General features: G+C 61.8%; 14 protein-coding genes. 6 read left to right on the plus strand and 8 right to left on the minus strand.

All coding sequences use genetic code 11. The annotated features are described in order from the left end of the window. Position 1: 1 nt before the first annotated feature. Genes ACYUCQ_RS00630 through ACYUCQ_RS00650 form a run of 5 tightly spaced genes read right to left on the minus strand, consistent with a single transcriptional unit; the run spans position 2 to position 5051 of the window. Positions 2-778, minus strand: coding sequence for an ABC transporter ATP-binding protein (locus ACYUCQ_RS00630; RefSeq protein WP_460252559.1), 777 nt, complete (start codon positions 776-778; stop codon positions 2-4). Next, the gene (locus ACYUCQ_RS00635; protein ID WP_460252560.1) at positions 775-1560 is read right to left on the minus strand and encodes an MlaE family ABC transporter permease; all 786 of its coding nucleotides are present in this window, start codon (positions 1558-1560) and stop codon (positions 775-777) included. Before ACYUCQ_RS00635 ends, ACYUCQ_RS00630 begins: the two co-directional genes overlap by 4 nt. Continuing rightward, positions 1557-2681 carry an alanine racemase gene (gene alr / locus ACYUCQ_RS00640; RefSeq protein WP_460252561.1) on the minus strand — a complete coding sequence of 375 codons (1125 nt, stop codon included), beginning with the start codon at positions 2679-2681 and terminating at the stop codon, positions 1557-1559. The genes ACYUCQ_RS00635 and alr overlap by 4 nt, the downstream gene beginning before the upstream one ends. Positions 2682-2705: 24 nt before the next feature. Next, entirely contained in the window at positions 2706-3551 is an 846-nt protein-coding gene (locus ACYUCQ_RS00645) for an EcsC family protein (protein WP_460252562.1), read from the minus strand. 15 nt (positions 3552-3566) lie between these two features. Beyond that, positions 3567-5051, minus strand: a complete 1485-nt coding sequence (locus ACYUCQ_RS00650; protein WP_460252563.1) for a replicative DNA helicase — start codon at positions 5049-5051, stop codon at positions 3567-3569. A 142-nt stretch (positions 5052-5193) separates the two neighbouring features. Here ACYUCQ_RS00650 and ACYUCQ_RS00655 point away from each other — a divergent pair, with 142 nt between their 5' ends. After that, complete coding sequence (locus ACYUCQ_RS00655; protein ID WP_460252564.1) at positions 5194-6276, plus strand: dienelactone hydrolase family protein; 1083 nt, start codon at positions 5194-5196, stop codon at positions 6274-6276. On the opposite strand, the gene ACYUCQ_RS00660 is transcribed toward ACYUCQ_RS00655, so the two are convergent. Both ACYUCQ_RS00660 and ACYUCQ_RS00665 read right to left on the minus strand, forming a co-directional pair. After that, on the minus strand, positions 6204-7460 hold the full coding sequence (locus ACYUCQ_RS00660; protein WP_460252565.1) for a DUF459 domain-containing protein: 1257 nt from the start codon (positions 7458-7460) through the stop codon (positions 6204-6206). The genes ACYUCQ_RS00655 and ACYUCQ_RS00660 overlap by 73 nt on opposite strands. A gap of 2 nt (positions 7461-7462) precedes the next feature. Beyond that, entirely contained in the window at positions 7463-8881 is a 1419-nt protein-coding gene (locus tag ACYUCQ_RS00665; protein ID WP_460252566.1) for an MBOAT family O-acyltransferase, read from the minus strand. Between the two features lie 141 nt (positions 8882-9022). Here ACYUCQ_RS00665 and ACYUCQ_RS00670 point away from each other — a divergent pair, with 141 nt between their 5' ends. From ACYUCQ_RS00670 to ACYUCQ_RS00680, 3 genes are all read left to right on the plus strand, one after another. Continuing rightward, complete coding sequence (locus ACYUCQ_RS00670; protein ID WP_460252567.1) at positions 9023-10435, plus strand: ATP-grasp domain-containing protein; 1413 nt, start codon at positions 9023-9025, stop codon at positions 10433-10435. Positions 10436-10541: 106 nt separating this feature from the next. Beyond that, positions 10542-12074, plus strand: a complete 1533-nt coding sequence (locus ACYUCQ_RS00675) for an acetolactate synthase large subunit (RefSeq protein WP_460252568.1) — start codon at positions 10542-10544, stop codon at positions 12072-12074. Between the two features lie 140 nt (positions 12075-12214). Next, on the plus strand, positions 12215-14032 hold the full coding sequence (locus tag ACYUCQ_RS00680; protein WP_460252569.1) for a chloride channel protein: 1818 nt from the start codon (positions 12215-12217) through the stop codon (positions 14030-14032). Here the strand turns inward: ACYUCQ_RS00680 and ACYUCQ_RS00685 are convergent. Further along, positions 14002-14655 (minus strand): TetR/AcrR family transcriptional regulator, encoded by a 654-nt coding sequence (locus ACYUCQ_RS00685; protein WP_460252570.1) that lies wholly within the window; start codon positions 14653-14655, stop codon positions 14002-14004. The genes ACYUCQ_RS00680 and ACYUCQ_RS00685 overlap by 31 nt on opposite strands. 219 nt (positions 14656-14874) lie before the next feature. Between ACYUCQ_RS00685 and ACYUCQ_RS00690 the strand changes: the two genes are divergently transcribed. Both ACYUCQ_RS00690 and ACYUCQ_RS00695 read left to right on the plus strand, forming a co-directional pair. After that, positions 14875-16377, plus strand: a complete 1503-nt coding sequence (locus ACYUCQ_RS00690; RefSeq protein WP_460252571.1) for an efflux transporter outer membrane subunit — start codon at positions 14875-14877, stop codon at positions 16375-16377. Further along, positions 16374-17558: an efflux RND transporter periplasmic adaptor subunit gene (locus tag ACYUCQ_RS00695; protein WP_460252572.1), complete on the plus strand. Its 1185-nt coding sequence runs from the start codon at positions 16374-16376 to the stop codon at positions 17556-17558. Before ACYUCQ_RS00690 ends, ACYUCQ_RS00695 begins: the two co-directional genes overlap by 4 nt. Positions 17559-17560: the final 2 nt, after the last annotated feature.

A 17560-nucleotide genomic window follows, 5' to 3' on the forward strand; every position in this document is an offset into this window, starting at 1 on the left:
GTTAGCGGCGAAGCGCCATTTGGATGGGGCCGTCGCGGCGGCCATGGGTGAATTGGTCGACAAATTCGTTGCCGCTCGCCATCACTGCGGTCGGCGGGCCTTGCCAGATGATTTTGCCGTTGAACAGCATGGCGATGGTGTCGCCAATCCGGGCGGCGCTGGCCATGTCATGGGTGATCGCGATGGAGGTGCTGCCAAGGCGCTTCACGCAATCGACGATCAGCCCATCGATCACCGCGCCCATAATCGGATCGAGGCCGGTGGTGGGTTCGTCAAAGAACAAAATGGCCGGATCAGCCGCGATGGCGCGGGCCAGGGCCACGCGCTTTTGCATGCCGCCGGAGAGTTCAGCGGGGCTGAGATCCGCGACTTGCTCGGTCAGGCCGACTTGGGCGAGCACGCTGATCGCGCGGGCGCGTGCGTCGGTGCGGGAAATGCGCTTGCGGGCCAGCAGGCCGAAGGTGACGTTTTCCCAGACCGATTCGCTATCGAACAGCGCGCCATTTTGAAACAGCATGCCGATTTGGTCGCGCAGGGCGCGGGCGCGTTCAGGCGCGGCGGTCAAGACGTCTTCGCCATCGATCAAGATACGGCCAGAATCCGGTTCGATCAGGCCGAGAATGCATTTCAGCAGCACCGATTTGCCGGTGCCTGACCCGCCAATCACCACCAGGCTGGTGCCGGAGGCGATGTCGAGGTCAAGCCCGTCCAGCACTTTTTTGCTGCCGAAGCTTTTGCTCAGGCCCTGGATTGAAATCTTTGCTGAATTTTGGGTCATATCGTGAAAAACGCCTGCGTCAGCACATAATCAAGGCCGAGGATCAGAATCGAGGCGGCGACCACGGCGGAGGTGGTGGCCGCCCCCACGCCTTGCGCGCCGCCGCGTGAACGATAGCCGAAAAAGCAGCCCATCAGCGCAATCACGAAGCCGAACACGGCGGATTTGATCAAACCGGATGCGACATCCATGCCATGCAGATGCTGGAGTGTTTGGCGCAGATAATCGCTGACATTGAAGCCGAAGCGCAAAGTGGCCACCAGCGTGCCGCCGGCGACGCCGAGAATGTCTGCGATCAGCACCAGGAGCGGCAGGGCGATGACGCCGGCGAGCAGGCGGGGCGTGACCAGATAACGGATCGGGTCGGTGGCGAGGGTGGTGAGCGCATCGATCTGGTCGGTGACGCGCATGGTGCCGATTTCTGCGGCCATCGCTGAGCCGACACGCCCGGCGACCATCAGCCCGGCGAGCACGGGGCCGAGTTCACGGGTGAGGGAGAGCACCACGACGCTGGCAATGGCACTTTGCGCGTCGAACCGGGCGAAGCCGGTATAGGTTTGCAAGGCGAGCACCATGCCGGTGAACACCGCCGTCATCGCGACCACGGGTAGCGAGAAAAAACCGATATCGGCAAAGGCGCGACTGATATTGCGCGGATAATAAGGCGGGCGGACCAGTCCAGCGAGGGCGGCGGCGGTGAACAGGCCCAATTCACCGAGCACGGTGATGAAGGCGATGGTGCTGCGGCCCAGCAGGGCGATGGGATCGAAAATGCGAGTCATAAGCCGCTATATAACGGTTCCACCACGCGCCGATAGCGGGGGCCTAAGCTGGTCAATATTTCATAGCCCGACGTGCTGGCCTGCGCGGCCAGTGTTTCAATGGTTTGCACGTCATCGAGCAAGGTCAACAGGCTGCCGCGCTGGATGGCAGGATGGTCGGTGACATCGAAGGTGAGCAAATCCATCGAGACGCGGCCAATTTGTTGGATGATCGCGCCCTGATGGCGGGCGGTGAGCCGGTTGGAGGCGGCGCGGAGAATGCCGTCCGCATAGCCAATGGCAATGGTCGCGACGCGGGTGCGGCGGGAGGCGCTCCAGGTCGCGTTGTAGCCAACGCTGGCGCCGCGCGGGATTTCACGAATTTGCAGCACCGGGGCGGCGAGATGCAGCACCGGGCGCATCGGGTTGGGCGCTGCGGGCGTGGGATTGCCGCCATAGAGCGCATAGCCGGGCCGTGCGAGGTCACTCGCGGCGAGGGGGCCAAGGAACAGAGCGGCTGAATTGGCGAGGCTGGTTTTGGGGGTTTGGCCGCAGCTTTTGGTGATTTGGGCAGAGAGCGTGGCAAACAGCGATGATTGCGCGGAATTGCTGGGCGCATCGTGGATTTCAGCGGCGGCGAAATGGCTCATCAAATAATCGAGCTTGATCGCGCCGAGCTGTCCGGGGTTTGCGATCAGGGCGGCGATGTCATTGGTATCAAGGCCAAGGCGCGCCATGCCGGTATCGAGATGCAGCAACGCGCCGGGGGCGTTGGGTTTGGCCGCCACGGACCGCCAATCGGCGAGATCGGGCAGGGTGTTGAGCACCGGATGCAGGCGATGGGCCAGAAATTCGGCGGCGGCGCCGCGCGGAATGCCGTTCAGCACCGCGATCCAGATATCTGGCAGCAAGGCGCGGAGAGCCATGGCCTCATCGAGCGTTGCGGTGAAAAAATGGCGGCAACCTGCGGCCAGCAGCGCCGGGGCGGCAATGTCAACGCCGATGCCATAGGCATTCGCTTTGACCGCCGCGCCGGTGGCGGCGTGTGGCGTGGTTTGGCGGTTTTCGGCTTCGAGACGCTGCCAATTGGCGGCCAGGGCGGCGCAATCGATGCGCAATGTTGCGGTATCGGCCACGATCACGGGACGAGGCTCATCAGGTGAGGCTCACGCGGCGCGGCGAAACAAGGATTGATCGGCGCGATAGGCCTTGACCAGCGCATCGAAACAAACCCGCACCGGCTCCGGATTGGGATTATCGCGCTCGATCCGGCGGATCGTGAAATGGATGTCGGCCATGGTTTGGAAGTGGCGCATGAAATAATAGTTTGCACCCGCGCCGGCCAGCGCGCCGATTACCGGGACTGCACCGGCCAGCGCCTGTTCGGACAACGTGACCGAGAGCCGCCCGGCGATGGTGCGCAGAAATACCGCGATCGGCGCTTGGGTGAGGGCGGCGCGGACGGCCCAGAAGCTTGCTTCGACATCGGCTTCGGGATCGCGGATGGCGCCCAGGCCGAACACTTCGAGGCAAGCGCGGCGCGTCTCGAGGGCGGATAAATCTTCGCCGGAATCGCGGGCGATTTCGGCGATGGCGCGAAACATCAGGGTCATCGCGAACGGGATTTCCGCGACCAGCGCTGGCCCGCCGAAAAATCCAGAGACGGCGCCGCTGGCGATCACGCTGCCTTGATAAAGCCGGTTGCGCGCCGGGCTATCGGCGGTGTCAGCCAGACCAAGCCGGGCGGCGCCGAGCAGGGACCAGAGCACGTCGGACGCGGTTTCCTCGATTTTTTGCCGGATCGCCGGGGCGATCATGCCCATGGCGCGCTCAATCGCACCGCCCGCATAGCGGCCAAGCTGCCCCAGCGTGCGCGGCATCAGCCCATGGGCGCTGACATAGAGCCGGGCGGCGCGCGCCAGGCTGGCACGATCCGCCTCCGACAGATGCCGACAGGCATTGCCTGCGAGCACGCGTTCATGGGCCGGGATGGAAAACGGGGCATCTTGCATCTGGGACATGTGGGGTCAGAGATGCGTGGTATCCAGGTCAGCGAAGCGGGTGAATTCGGCCTCGAAGAACAGATCGACCTTGCCGGTGGGGCCGTGACGCTGTTTGGCGAGGATCAATTCGGCCTTGTTATGCACCTGTTCCATGTCTTGCTGCCATTTATCGAGGGCGGCTTGGAATTTGTCCTCACTCTCAAACGCCATTTGTTTGGGCATGCGCGCTTGCAGGTAATATTCATCGCGATACACAAACATCACCGCGTCGGCGTCCTGTTCGATGGTGCCGGATTCGCGCAGATCCGAGAGCTGCGGGCGTTTATCCTCGCGCGATTCAACGGCGCGCGAGAGCTGGCTCAGGGCCAGTACCGGCACGGCCAGTTCTTTGGCGATGGCTTTGAGGCCCTGGGTGATTTGGCTGATTTCCAGCACGCGGTTTTCCGGCTTGGTGCCGGCGGCGGGGCGCATGAGTTGCAAATAATCGATGATGATCAAGGCGAGGCCCCGTGTGCGCTTGAGGCGGCGGCAGCGTGTGCGCAGGGCCGAGAGCGTCACGGCGGGGGTGTCATCGATAATCAAGGGCAGGCGCGAAATTCGGCGTGACACCGCGACGAAATTATCGAAATCCTTCTGGCCGATCTCACCGCGCCGGATCCGGTCCGAGGCGATGCGCGCCTCTTCGGCCAGCAAACGGGTGGCGAGCTGCTCGGCGCTCATTTCCAGCGAGAAAATCACCACCGCTTGGGTGGCTTCGGCGTTGGGATTATCGCGCCGCGCTTGCGCGAGCAGGGCTTGGGCGGCGCCAAAGCCGATTTTGGTGGCTAGAGCGGTTTTGCCCATGCCAGGGCGACCGGCGAGGATCAACAGGTCAGACGGGTGCAGCCCGCCGGTTTTGGCGTCCAGATCGGTCAGGCCGGTGGTCAGACCCGAGACTTTACCGTCGCGCTCAAAGGCGCGGGCGGCGGATTCGATGGCGAGGGTGAGCGCCTTTTCGAAATCCATCGCCCGGCCTTCATTGCCGCCACGGGTGGCCAGATCGAACAAAGATTGCTCGGCGGCTTCGATTTGCCCGGCTCCATCAAGCTCAGCTTCGGCGCCGAAGGCCCGATTGACAGTGACTTCGCCGATATCGATGAGCTGGCGGCGAATCCAAGTATCGTGAATGGTCCGGCCATAATCGCCCGCATTGATGATGCCGACCATCGCGGTGAGCAATTGGCCGAGATAGGCGGTGCCGCCGACCTCATCGAGCAGGCCGGAATGCTCGAACTCGGTGCGCAAGGTGATCGGATCGGCGAGTTGTCCGGCCTCGATGCGCCGCGCGATGGCTTCATAGATGCGGCCATGCACGGCATCCGCGAAATGCTCAGCTGCGAGGAATTCCGAGACCCGCTCATAGGCTTTATTATTGGCGAGCAAGGCACCGAGCAGGGCTTGCTCGGCCTCGAGGCTGGCGGGCGGCAGGCGCTGGGAGAGGCCGAGTAGCGGGGAGTCCATGGTATCCATCGGTGCGAGCATAGCCGGTCGAGCGCGGCTGTGACAGGGTTGGCACCCTGTGGATTAGGTGCATAACGGGGGTAACTCATATCGAGAGCACGTGTGGGTCAAGTGCAGGTGGGAGCGCCACAGGATGGAAGGGAGAGCGGGCATGCGGCGATGGCTGGTTGGGGTGATGATGGCGGTGCTGAGCGTGGCCCCGGTCCCGGTGTTGGCTGGCCAGCAATCGCCGGGTTTGGCGGCGCGCTTGGCGCATGAGTATGGCCAGGCGGCTTTGCTGGCGCGCGAGACCCATGGTGGGGTGGAGGTGCTCGCGAGCGGCCAAGGGGCGGCGCGGGTCTATGTGTTTTTGCCCGAACGCCCTGCCTTGCCGGCGGGCGCGGTGCCCATCGTGTTTTTTCACCATGGCTGGCAAGGGATGAACCCGGTCAATTTTGGTGCCTTGATCGATCATTTAGCGCGCGAGGGCGAGATTGTGGTCTATCCGGTGTATCAGCGCTCGGCGGCGACTTCGCCGCAGGTGGTGGTGGCACGGGCAGCGGCGGCGGATCGTCGTGCGGTGGCCATGCTGGCATCGCGGGGCTGGAAGGTTGATAAAAATCGGGTTTTGTATGTTGGCTATTCGATGGGGGCGGCGATCTCGCTCGATTTTGCGATTGCGCGCGGCCATGATGGGGTGCCCGCGCCGCGGGCCATGGTGCTGATGGCGCCCGGCGATGCGCCGGACGTGGCAACCGGCCCGGCGGGGCGCAGTATCATTGGCGATTTGCGCCGTTTGCCCCCTGATTTACCGATCGCGGTGATGGCGGGTGCGCAAGATACCTCGATTGGTCTGCCGACCGCGCGGGCCTTGTTCAAGCGCATGTGTGGCGTGCGCGCGGATCGGCGGGTGCTGATGGTGCTGCCCGGTGCCTCGCATGACGGGGTGGTGGTGCATTCGGAGCATGGTGCGCCGGGGGCGCCTGATCGGCGCTATAATTTTCCGCTCAGCGATCAGGATTTTCCGAAGTTTCTGCCGGGACAAGCTGGATTTCCGAAGTCGGTTTCGATCAACCAGTTGGATTTTTTCGGCTTTTGGAAAGTGATTGATGCCATGGTGATCGGGCTTGATCACCGCACATTGCCCTCGGTGGTGTTTGATCAGCAGAATCCGGGGCAGCGTTATTTGGGCGTTTGGGCGGATGGCACGCCGTTTCCACCGATCCGGATTGAAGATCCTTGCGTGCCGCGTTGAGCAAGCAGCCCTGCTGGAATGGGCGGTTCCCGTGGCGGCGGCAGTGGCAGCGGGGCGAACCAGGGGATGATTTGGGCGGTTAGTAAGCCAGCGCCGTCATCGGTCAGGTGAATCCCATCGGGCTGGCGCAGATGCACGATGGGTGCGCCCTTGTCGTCGCTCGCGGGGCCGAGGGCGCGGAACTGGCCGGATTGGGTGCCGATGAGGGCGGCTGGATTCCACCAGACCGCATGCGGATCGGCAGCGACCACGGTGGCGGTGATACGGTTGAGTTCACGCATGCGCGCTGCGTAACCGGGCTGCTGCATTGGCGGCAGGCCAATCCACAGCACTTGCTGCGATGAGGCTTGCAGCAGGGCCAGAAATTTGGTCAGGCGAGCGCGGTATGAGGCGATCCAGGCGGGTGTGCCATAGGCCAACACTTTGCCGGTGTGATCGACATAGCCCTGCGCGTCATTAGCGCCGATGGCGACGATAATCAGGTTCGGGTGGTGTTTGCCGATCATCGCGGGATATTCGGTCATCCAGTTGAACACATCCGGGCGCGCGAGGCCGGTGCCGGAGCGAAAGGCGCGGATTATCCGCAAGGCCGGATCATTCGCCGTCTGACGCAGCACCATATCGCTCAAGCCAACGGCCATCATCGAATCGCCGACCAGCGCGATGGTGCGGCGATGCACGCCGGGTGGCAGCGGCGCCAAGGGCGGCAGGCTGGTATGCAGCGGCAAGTTGCGCAGGATCGGCGATAAGGGCGGCGATGGCGTGGGAGCGAGTTTGGCCGTGCTGGGTGGGCGCGCCGATGCGATCACAATCGGAGTTTTTGGTGGCGTGGTTGCCATTGATTGCGCTGCAATTGAGGGGGCGCACGCGGCGGCCGGGGTGGGGGGTGCGATCGGTTGCGATGCCGCTAATTGCGCCGCGCGATCGCGCGTCCAATGCAGGCGGGCGAGATCGGCCAGCAAAACATGGCGCAGCGGATCGATGCCGAGTGGCCGCAGGGTTTGGTTGATTCTGGCGGTGACCGGCACCGCGACGCGGCGCAGCGGGCCGATTTCAAGCCGACGCGCCCATTGGGCGAGACCGCCGGAATCAAGGAGCATAATGACGACCAAAAACCCGATCATCCCCGCCATCACCTCACGCCGTGTGGCGACCAGTCCTTTGATGTGTCGCGGAAATTCCATGCTCAGAATTGGAAATAAATAAACGGCGCGACGCCGGTTGGCCCGAGCACGCTGATGATGAACAGGGCCACCGCCAGACCGGCCCCGCGCAGGGCGGCGGGCCAGCGGGCGATTTCGATTTCCAGCCCAAACCGCCAGCGGCGCGGCAAATATTGGCCAAACAGGCCCAGGATCAGCACCACGACCACCGGCATGGTGGCCAAGCTTGCCGGGCCGGGCGCGGTCAGGCGGTGCAGAATTTCAAGGCCGATATGAAAAGACGGGGCGCGGAAGAAAATCCAGCCAAGGCAGACGGCCTGGAACAGCATGAGCCGCGACATCCAGCGCCAAGCGAGGCTGGCCCTGAGTGCCTGGATCGGCTTGCTCTGCAATCGCAGCCAAAGCCGATGGATCACCAAAAGCGTGCCCCATAACGCGCCCCAGAACACAAAGGTCCAGTTTGCGCCATGCCACAGCCCGCCGAGCACCATGGTGATCATCAGATTGCGCAACGTGCTGGCCTCGCCGGCGCGCGAACCGCCGAGCGGGATATAGAGATAATCGCGCAGCCAGGTGGAGAGCGAGATATTCCAGCGATGCCAGAAATCCTGCGGGCTGACGGCGGTGTAAGGTGCATTGAAATTGCGCGGGAAGCGATAACCAAGCAGCAAGGCGCAGCCAATGGCGATGTCGGTATAGCCAGAGAAATCGCAGTAGATTTGGGCGGCATAGCCATAGACCGCGAGCAGCGTATCCGCGCCGCTGAACCGGCTGGGCGCGGCGAACACCGGCTCGACCAAGCGGGTGGCGAGGATGTTGGCGATGATGATTTTTTTGAAAAGCCCCGAGATGATCAGCAGGCAGGCGGTGTTGGCGCGGATGATGCGCGGGTCGCGCGGCAGAGCGAGTTGCGGCAAAAAGCTGGATGCCCGCAGGATCGGCCCGGCGATCAGTTGCGGGAAAAACGCGATATAGAGCAAGGCGTCGCGCAGATTGATTTTGATCCGCAATTTTTGCCGATAGGTGTCGGCGAGCAGCGAAATAGCGTGGAACACGAAAAACGAAATGCCGAGCGGCAATAGGGGTGAGTTAAAACTGATCATCGGCGCTGGCGCGATCAGTGACCAGAGATTCAGCAGGCTGAGCAACGCGAAACTGGTATATTTGTAATAGGCCAGCGTGCTGAGATTGAGCGTCACGCCGAGGATCAGCCAGCGTTTGCGCTTGGGGCCAACGGCGTTTTGGATTTGCCGGGCGATCAAGGCGCTGCCGAGCGATACGGCGAATAACAGCGGCACATAGCTCCAATTCCAGAAGCCATAAAAACAATAGCTGGCGAGCAGCAGAAAATTTTTATGCCATTCTGGGCGATGCGCGAGCGCCCAGGCGATCACCAGCACGACCAGAAAGAAAATGCCGTAAGAAACGGTGGGGAAGAGCATGATTTTAGACGAAATATCCCGATGATGTTGGACTTTCGTTACCGGAGAAGTCGGGATCACGAAAGGGTGACGGCGGGGTGATGGGCGGAAATTTTTGGTATTTTAACGTTTTCTTGACTTTTGCCGCGCAAATTCCGGCTGATGATGGCACACACGCAACAGGTTGGCTGGCAGCAGGGTTCCGGGATTGCGGGCGAGCGGGGCGCGGTGGCCCTGCGTGAGACGGCGCGCCGCTTGGCTAGGCGGGGCGATGATCGCGCGGCGCGCGCGGCGTATCTGCGGGTATTGCAGGCTGATCCGAGCGATCATGATGCGCTGGTCGAGTTAGGCAGTTTGGCCGCAGCGTCGGGATTTCACGCGGCTTCGTTCACGGTGTTCACCCAGGCGGTGCGTTGTTATCCGCATTCGGCGATTGCCCATGCTGGTTTGGCGCACGCACTGATCGAGGCGCGGGATTTTGTTGCGGCGACGCGGCATGGTGAGATCGCGCTGCGGCTGCAGCCGGGCATGGTGGCGGCGCATCGCGCCTTAGCGCGGAGTTTGGATGCGCAGGGCGATCCACGCGCAGCGGCGCATCGTTATTTGGGCTATCATCGGGATGCGGTGGCGCCCGCGCGGGTGCAAGCGACTGGGCAATGGCGGGTTTTGCTGCTGGTGGCGGCGCGTGGTGGCAATATCTCGGTGCAGGGCTGGTTTGATCCCGCCCGATGGGCGGTGACGGCGGTATATGCCGATTATCTGGCGCCGGATGCGTGCTTGCCGCCCCATGATTTGGTGGTGAACGCGATTGGCGATGCGGACTATGCGGGCTGTGCGCTGAATACGGCGATCCGGCTGATGGGGCCGTCGGGTGCGATGGTGGTTAATCGGCCCGATGCGGTGCAAGCAACGGGGCGCGAGGCCATTGCGCGGCGATTGGCGGGGCTGCTGGGGGTGATCACACCCCGATTGCGCAAGGTGAGCCGAGACGAGGCGGCGCGGATCACTCAGTTTCCGGTGCTGTTGCGCGCACCGGGCTATCATTCGGGTCAATATTTCGAGCGGGCCGATGACCAAGCGGGCTTATGTCAATCGCTGGATCGGCTGCCTGGCGCGACATTGCTCGCGATGGATTATGCCGAAACGCGTGGCGGTGATGGGTTTTGGCGCAAATATCGGGTGTTGATCATTGATGGCGTGATTTATCCGGTGCATCTCGCGATATCGGACCAGTGGAAAGTGCATTATTTCAGCGCCGCGATGGCGGCGCATCCGGCGCATCGCGCGGAGGAGCGAAAATTCCTGGACGATATGGCGGGCGTGCTCGGCACCGAAGCGATGGCCGCGCTGGCGGGGATTGGTGCCGCGCTGGGGCTTGATTATCTTGGCGTCGATTTTGCGTGCGGCGATGAGGGCATGGTGCTGGTGTTTGAAGCCAATGCGACAATGCTGGCGCATCCGCCGTCGGCAGAGCCAATCTGGGATTATCGGCGGCCGGCCTTTGCGGCGATTTCGCGCGCGATTGAGGCGATGCTGGTGCGCCGGTGCCCGGTTGGATCAGCGTGTTTGGAATGAGCCTGCCCAATTTGGATAAATCGGCCTCTCGACTCTCCCCGCCGCGGGCAAAAGGGTTTATCAGCGGCTTCGTGATGAAGCCGGAAAACGGGTGGGGAGCGAAACTATGAATGGTGCAGAGAGCCTGGTTCATACGTTGATTGCCGGAGGGATTGACACGGTCTTTGCCAATCCAGGCACCAGCGAGATGCATTTTGTCGCGGCGTTGGATCGGATACCGGGCATTCACTGCGTGCTTTGTCTTGATGAAGGCGTGGTGGCGGGGGCCGCCGATGCTTATTGGCGGATCACCGGCAAGCCTGCGGCGACTTTGTTGCATTGTGGGCCGGGCCTCGCGAATGCGCTGGCCAATTTACATAATGCGCGCCGGGGCCGCTCTGGGATTGTCAATATTGTTGGCGATCAAGCGACCTATCATCGCCCGCTCGATGCGCCGCTGACCGCCGATACTGAGGGTTGGGCGCGGCCGGTTTCCGGGTTTCTGCGCACCGCCACCAAGGCGTCGCTGGTGGGAGCCGATGCTGCCGAGGCGATTGCGGCGGCGAAGGCGGGGATGATCGCGACGCTTATTCTGCCAGCGGATACGGCGTGGGATGATGGCGGTGTGGTGGCAACGCCGCGCGAGTCGGCGGGCCGGGCTATGGTGGATCGTGGTGTGATCGACCGGATCGCCACTGTGCTGCGTTCGGGCGAGCCGACGGTGCTGTTGCTGGGCGGGATGACGCTGCGTGAAGATCCGCTCGCAGTGGCGGGAGGCATTGCGGCGGTGTGTGGTGCGCGGTTGCGCGCCGAGATGTCGAACGCGCGGATTGAGCGCGGGGCAGGGCGCGTTGAAATCGAGCGTGTGCCGTATTTCATCGACGCCGCTTTGCCTGCTCTGGCCGGTGCCAAGCATATTATTTTAGTCGAGGCGGTGCCGCCCGTTGGGTTTTTTGCCTATCCGGGCAAGCCGGGGCGGCTCTGGCCGGAGGATTGCACCCTGCATGTGCTCGCCCGCACCGACCAGGATGGGCCGGAGGCGCTCGACGCCCTAGCGCAGCGATTGGCGGCGGAACGGGCCACGCCATCGGCACGGACCCGGCCTGATCCGGCGCAGGGGCCAGTGACCCCGCAAGGGTTTGCTCAATCGCTCGCGGCGCTGATGCCCGAGCGCAGTATTATTATTGATGAGAGCGTATCCTTTGGCCGCGGCCTGTTTCCGATCACGGCCCAGGGGCCAGCGCATGATTGGCTGTCATTGACCGGTGGCGCGATAGGCGATGGGATTCCGATGGCGGTGGGCGCTGCGGTTGCTGCGCCGGATCGCCAGGTGATTGCGCTCCAGGCGGACGGTTCGGCGATGTATACGATTGCGGGTTTGTGGACGGCGGCGCGTTCGGGCTTGAACATTGTGTTCGTGGTGCTGGCCAATCGGAAATACGCGATTTTGCTGCATGAGCTCGCTGGCGTCGGGGCCAATCCGGGGCGCACGGCGTTGGATATGCTCGATCTTGGCCGGCCTGATCTTGATTTTGTGAAAATCGCCGAGGGCATGGGGGTGCCCGCACAAGCGGCGAGCAGCCTTGATCAATTCAACACCCTGTTGCACGCAAGCATCAATCAGCCAGGACCGTCGTTGATCGAGCTGCGAATCGGTTGACCGACCCGCGCGGCTGCGGCAATCGGATCAGGCCATGAAGCTGCCATAAACCAGCGCCAAGGAGGAGTTGGTCGAGGGGCTTTGGTCAAGGCAGCATTGGGACTGGCCGATGATTGCAGAGCGAATGGGTTTGAACGCGTATGGCGATACCGAGTAACCTAGCGGATGGGCGTCGCGCGGTGCGTGTGTGGCTCGCGCGCCATGATCTGACGCCGGCGACAGCGTGGACCCATTTGCGGGCCTTGGTTCGGGCCGATGAGATGTGGCTCGCGTTGTTAGCGGCGGTGACCGGGGTTTGCTCGGGCATTTGCGTCTATATTATGGATTTTTTGGCAATCCATTTTCATTATTGGTTTTTTGCATTGCCCAAATTGGGCGAGGGCCTGTCCGAGCAGGCGCAGATTGAACCGATCCGCGCAATCATTGTGCCGATTTTGGGTGGTGCGGTGCTTGGCTCGATGACATGGCTGCTGGCCAAATACCGGCCCGGCAATTTCGTCGATCCGATCGAGGCGAACGCGCTGTATGGCGGCAAATTATCGCTGCGGGATTCATTTATCGTCGCGATGCAAACCTCATTTTCCAACGGCGTTGGTGGCTCGGTGGGTCAGGAAGCGGGTTATGCGCAGTTTGGCGGCGGGGTCGCCTCGTTCATCGGCCAGCAATTGCGCTTGCGGCGCAATGATTTGCGGGTGCTGGTGGGGTGTGGCGCCGGGGCGGCAATCGGGGGGGCGTTCAACGCGCCGCTTTGCGGTGCGTTCTATGGCATCGAACTGGTGATCGGGACCTATTCGCTGTCCAGCCTGACGATGGTGGTGATCGCCTCCTTGGCCGGCACGTTGGTGGTTGAGACGTTGATGAATGGCGGCGCGGCGCCGCTGAGTGTGGTTTTGCCAACCCATGTGCCCGGCTATGCCTATGTGCTTGCGGTGCTGCTTGGCACCATTGCCGGATTTGTCGGGATTGGCATCATGCGCGCGGTGACCACGCTGGAGACGCTACTGCGCCGGGCTGGTGTGCCGGTGTGGTTGCGGCCAATTTTGGGCGGCACGGTGGTGGGGTTGCTCGGCTCGATTTCGCCAAAGGTGCTCGCCTCGGGCAATTCATCGCTGCATACCGAGCTTGCGGTGATCTATCCGTTTGCCATTGCCATGGTGCTGTTGCTGATGAAATCCGTTGCGTCATCATTTTCAATCGCAACCGGGTTTCGTGGCGGCTTGTTTTTTGCGTCTTTGTTCATGGGGTCGCTGCTGGGCCGTGGCTTTGGCGATTTGGCAATTTTGCTGCCGGTGCAGCATGGTGTGCCGATCGGCTTTTACGCGGTGGTGGGCATGGCGGCGCTGGCGACCGCGATTGTGAGCGGCACCATGACGATGACCTTCCTCACGCTGGAGAGCACCAATAATTTCAGTATTACCATTGCGGTGCTGATGGCCGCGATTGCTTCATCGCTCACGGTGCGGCGGTTTTTTGGCTATTCCTTCACCACCTGGCGGTTTCATTTGCGCGGCGAGAGTATTCGCAGCGCCGTTGATGTCGGCTGGATCCATAATCTGACGGTGGGCCGGATGATGCGCAAAATCGGCTACATCACCCATGAGGCAACCGAGTTGGAGATGTTCCGGCAGGAATTTCCGCTGGGGCGCACGCAATATGTCGTCGCGGTCGATGCCGATGAACGCTATGTCGGGCTGGTCTATCCGGCGGAGACCCACGCGCCGGGCGTGCCAACTGATCAGCGGGTGCATGATTTTCTGCGCCATGAGGTTGATTTTCTGTTGCCGCAAATGACGGTGAAAGAGGCGATTCAGGCGTTCGAGCGGGTGCAGTGCGACGTGTTGGCGGTGCTGGACGGGCCTGAGACGCGGCACGTGCTGGGTGTTTTGACCGAGCAATATGCGCTGCGGCGCTATTCCGAGGAGTTGGATCAGCGGCGGCGAGAATTGTCCGGCGAGTGAGCGGTGCTGGCGCCGTGGAGGAACAGCGCCACGGCAGCTTGCACGCGCTGATGTAGCTCGGCTTTGCTGGGCGCCTTGCCGAGGCCGAGCAGAATTTTGACATGGATATTGCCGATGGTCATGCCGTAGAGCATGTTCGCGGCTTCATCCGGGTCATCGATGCACAGATCGCCGCTTGTGTTGCAGGCCGCGAGAAACGCGATCAGGGCGTCACGGCACGGCTTGGCGCTCTCACGATTTAGGATGCGCGAGAGGGTTTTGCCGTGGAGATAATCCACCATGATCAGCCGGGTCAGCGCGATTGTCTTGGCGCTGAGAATATGATCCGCCCAGCCGATCAGCAGATCGAACAGCACGGCGTCGACCGGGCGATTTTCGGTTTCGACCCGAAAATCGAAGGCTTGCTGGCGGCGGGCCAGCAGATCGGTGAAGAGCTGCTCTTTAGAACTGACCAACTGATATAGGGTGCGCTTGGAAATGCCGGCGGCGGCGGCGATCTGATCCATCGTCGCGGCATGGTAGCCTTGGCGGACGAACACACGCTCTGCCGCCGCGATCAACGCATCGCGGCGGGCTTGCGGGTTGATCAGCACGCGGCGGGTGGTGACGCGACGCGGTGCCATGGCGGGGCAGTTCATCATCAGGCACTCTTTCAAACCGCGATGTTCATTGCGCAAATCCGCCCCAAAATCAAGTCATTATTGCGCGATGAACGAACAAGTGTCTGCAATCATCAAGAATTTTACAGGGCTTGACGCGCCGTAGAGAAACTAGGTAGTTTCCGGCCCGTGAGTGTTGATAGGAAATTTGCGGTGCGCGCATTCGCATCTGGGACATTGATCGTGCGCCGTTCGCGGTGCGCTTTGCTCTTTGTTGGCGCCGCTGGGTTAAGCGGGTGTGCCGTCGGCCCGAATTATCACCGGCCACCGGCCCCGCTTGTGACGGGCTATGCCGCGCCATCGGTGCAGCGAGGGGCGCCGGATCAGCGCGTGGTGATCGGGGCGCGGATCAAGGGGCAATGGTGGCAAGCGTTCCATTCCCCCGCGCTTGATCAACTGATTGCGGTATCATTGGCGCATAATCCGAGTTTAGTGGCCGCGCAGAACACGCTGCTGGCCGCGCGCGATCAAACCCGCGCGTTGGAAAGCGGATTTTTGCCGAGCTTGAGCGGCAGTTTTCAGGCGACGCGTGAGCTGCAAAGTGGTCTTGCCAGCCGGGCCGCGAGCGGCGTGGGCGCGGGTGCCAATGCGGGATCAGCCGGTGCTGTGCCGTTTTCCTTGCTCAATGCCAGCGTTTCGGTTTCCTATGCGCCGGATTTGTTCGGGTTGGTGCGCCGGCAAGTCGAAGGCCAGCGAGCCGTGGCTGAGCAGCAGCGATTTGCCCTGGAGGCGGCCTATTTATCGCTGACCGCCAATGTCGTGACGGCGGCGGTGACCGATGCCTCGCTGCGCGACCAAATCGCAGCGACAAAGCGGATTTTGGCCTCGCAGACCCATGATTTGCGGATTTTGCGCAAGCAAGTTGCGCTCGGGGGCATCGCCGAGGCGAATGTTTTGACCCAAGAGGCGCTGCGTGCGCAAACGGCGGCCACGCTGCCGCCATTGGAAAAGCAGTTGGCGCAGGTGCGCTATCAGCTGGCGGCTTATGAGGGCGTGTTGCCGACGCAGTTTCACGATCCGCATATCGACTTGGCTTCGTTGCATTTGCCGCATCGCTTGCCGCTCAGTGTACCTTCGAAATTGGTTGAGCAGCGGCCCGATATTCGTGAGGCGGCTTCGTTGGTGCATCAGGATAGTGCGGCGGTGGGGGTCGCGACGGCGAATATGCTGCCGCAAATCACGCTCTCGGCCTCGGTGGGCCATGATGCGCTGAGCGCGGCCAGCCTGTTCACGCCGCAAACCTTGATTTGGAGCTTGGTCTCCGGCGTGACCCAACCGTTATTTGAGGGGGGGAATTTGCTGTTCAAGCGTCGGGCATCGATCGCTACTTTGCATGCGGCGGCAGCGGATTATCAAAATACGGTGGTGCTGGCATTTCAGAATGTGGCTGATTCGCTCGCGGCTTTGCATTATGACGCGCAGGCTCTTGCGGCTGATCGGGCGGCTGAAACGGCGGCGCGACGGAGCCTGAATGTCACGCGCGATCAATTCAAACTCGGCGCGGTATCGTTCACCACGGTGCTGACGGCGGAACAGAGCTATGACAAGACGGTGATCACCCGGATTCAAGCTACTGCCCAGCGTTATGCCGATACGGCGGCGTTGTTTCAGGCGCTTGGCGGCGGCTGGTGGCATCGTCAGGATGTGGCGCCTTCGGTGCGCAAATGTTGCGGAGTTTTCCCATGAGCGGTTCATCGACCTTTGACGCAAAACCGAGCCGGAAGGCACCACGGCCACCACGACCGGTGCTTCGGGTCATTATTGTGCTGGCGGTGTTGGGCGTGTTGTTGGGCGGCGTATTTGGCTGGGGCGCGGTCAAATCGATGTTTATTGGCAAGTTCCTGGCGACGTTGAAATATATGCCGCAAACTGTCTCGACGGTGGTTGCTGAGAAAACGCCTTTTGCACCCACGATTGAGGCCACGGGTAATTTGGTGGCGGAGCAGGGGGCTAGCCTGTCATCGCAGGTGGCGGGGATTGTCGATACGATCAGCTTCAAATCGGGGACGGATGTTAAAAAGGGTCAGGTGCTCCTGACCTTGCGCCCGAATAACGACGCGGCGGTGCTGGCGCAGTTGCAGGCGGTGGCGGCGCTGGCGAAAATTACCTATCAGCGTGATGTTGCGCAGTTTCGCGCCAAAGCGATTAGCGCGCAGGCGGTCGATTCCGACCGGGCGACGATGGAATCGGATTTGGCGCAGGTGCAGAGCCAGCAAGCCTTGATGGCCGAAAAAGTGATCAAGGCGCCTTTTTCCGGGCGCATTGGCGTGCGTGCTGTCGATGTGGGCCAGTATCTCGCGGCGGGCACTGCTATTGCATCCTTGCAGAAATTGAATCCGATTGATGTGAATTTCTACGTTCCGCAAACCGATCTTGCCAAAATTCATCCGGGACAGGCGATTGCGGTTACGGTTGGCGGGTTTGGCGATGCGGTGTTTACCGGCAAAATTACCTCACTCGATTCGGTGGTGAGCACGCAAAGCTTGATGATATTGGTGCGGGGCACGCTTGATAACCCGCATGATGAATTGCGCCCCGGCAGTTTTGCACGCGTGTCGATCAGCACGGGCGCGCCGCAGGACTTCATCACCCTGCCGAAAACAGCGATTGCCTATAATGCGTATGGCGATACGGTGTATGTGGTTGTCGATCAAAAGAAGAATGGCAAAACCCAGCAAATTGCCGAGCAGAAATTCGTGACCCTCGGTGCCTCGCGCGGCGATCAGGTTGCGGTGATCAAGGGCGTTGCGCCGGGCGATGTGGTGGTTTCCGCAGGACAGTTGAAATTGCATCCTGGGTCGTTCGTTAAAATAAATAACAAGATCGCGCTGCCGAATAGTCCGGCGCCGGTCGTGCCGCTGCACTGATC

The sequence above is a fragment of the Acidiphilium sp. MT5 genome (assembly GCF_054767495.1).

Excerpts from the sequence above, each read along its gene's own strand:
- ACYUCQ_RS00630 (WP_460252559.1), bottom strand. The coding sequence starts at position 778 with ATGACCCAAAATTCAGCAAAGATTTCAATCCAGGGCCTGAGCAAAAGC.
- ACYUCQ_RS00635 (WP_460252560.1), bottom strand. The coding sequence starts at position 1,560 with ATGACTCGCATTTTCGATCCCATCGCCCTGCTGGGCCGCAGCACCATC.
- ACYUCQ_RS00645 (WP_460252562.1), bottom strand. The coding sequence starts at position 3,551 with ATGCAAGATGCCCCGTTTTCCATCCCGGCCCATGAACGCGTGCTCGCA.
- ACYUCQ_RS00650 (WP_460252563.1), bottom strand. The coding sequence starts at position 5,051 with ATGGATACCATGGACTCCCCGCTACTCGGCCTCTCCCAGCGCCTGCCG.
- ACYUCQ_RS00655 (WP_460252564.1), top strand. The coding sequence starts at position 5,194 with ATGCGGCGATGGCTGGTTGGGGTGATGATGGCGGTGCTGAGCGTGGCC.
- ACYUCQ_RS00660 (WP_460252565.1), bottom strand. The coding sequence starts at position 7,460 with ATGGAATTTCCGCGACACATCAAAGGACTGGTCGCCACACGGCGTGAG.
- ACYUCQ_RS00665 (WP_460252566.1), bottom strand. The coding sequence starts at position 8,881 with ATGCTCTTCCCCACCGTTTCTTACGGCATTTTCTTTCTGGTCGTGCTG.
- ACYUCQ_RS00670 (WP_460252567.1), top strand. The coding sequence starts at position 9,023 with ATGATGGCACACACGCAACAGGTTGGCTGGCAGCAGGGTTCCGGGATT.
- ACYUCQ_RS00675 (WP_460252568.1), top strand. The coding sequence starts at position 10,542 with ATGAATGGTGCAGAGAGCCTGGTTCATACGTTGATTGCCGGAGGGATT.
- ACYUCQ_RS00680 (WP_460252569.1), top strand. The coding sequence starts at position 12,215 with ATGGCGATACCGAGTAACCTAGCGGATGGGCGTCGCGCGGTGCGTGTG.
- ACYUCQ_RS00685 (WP_460252570.1), bottom strand. The coding sequence starts at position 14,655 with ATGGCACCGCGTCGCGTCACCACCCGCCGCGTGCTGATCAACCCGCAA.
- ACYUCQ_RS00695 (WP_460252572.1), top strand. The coding sequence starts at position 16,374 with ATGAGCGGTTCATCGACCTTTGACGCAAAACCGAGCCGGAAGGCACCA.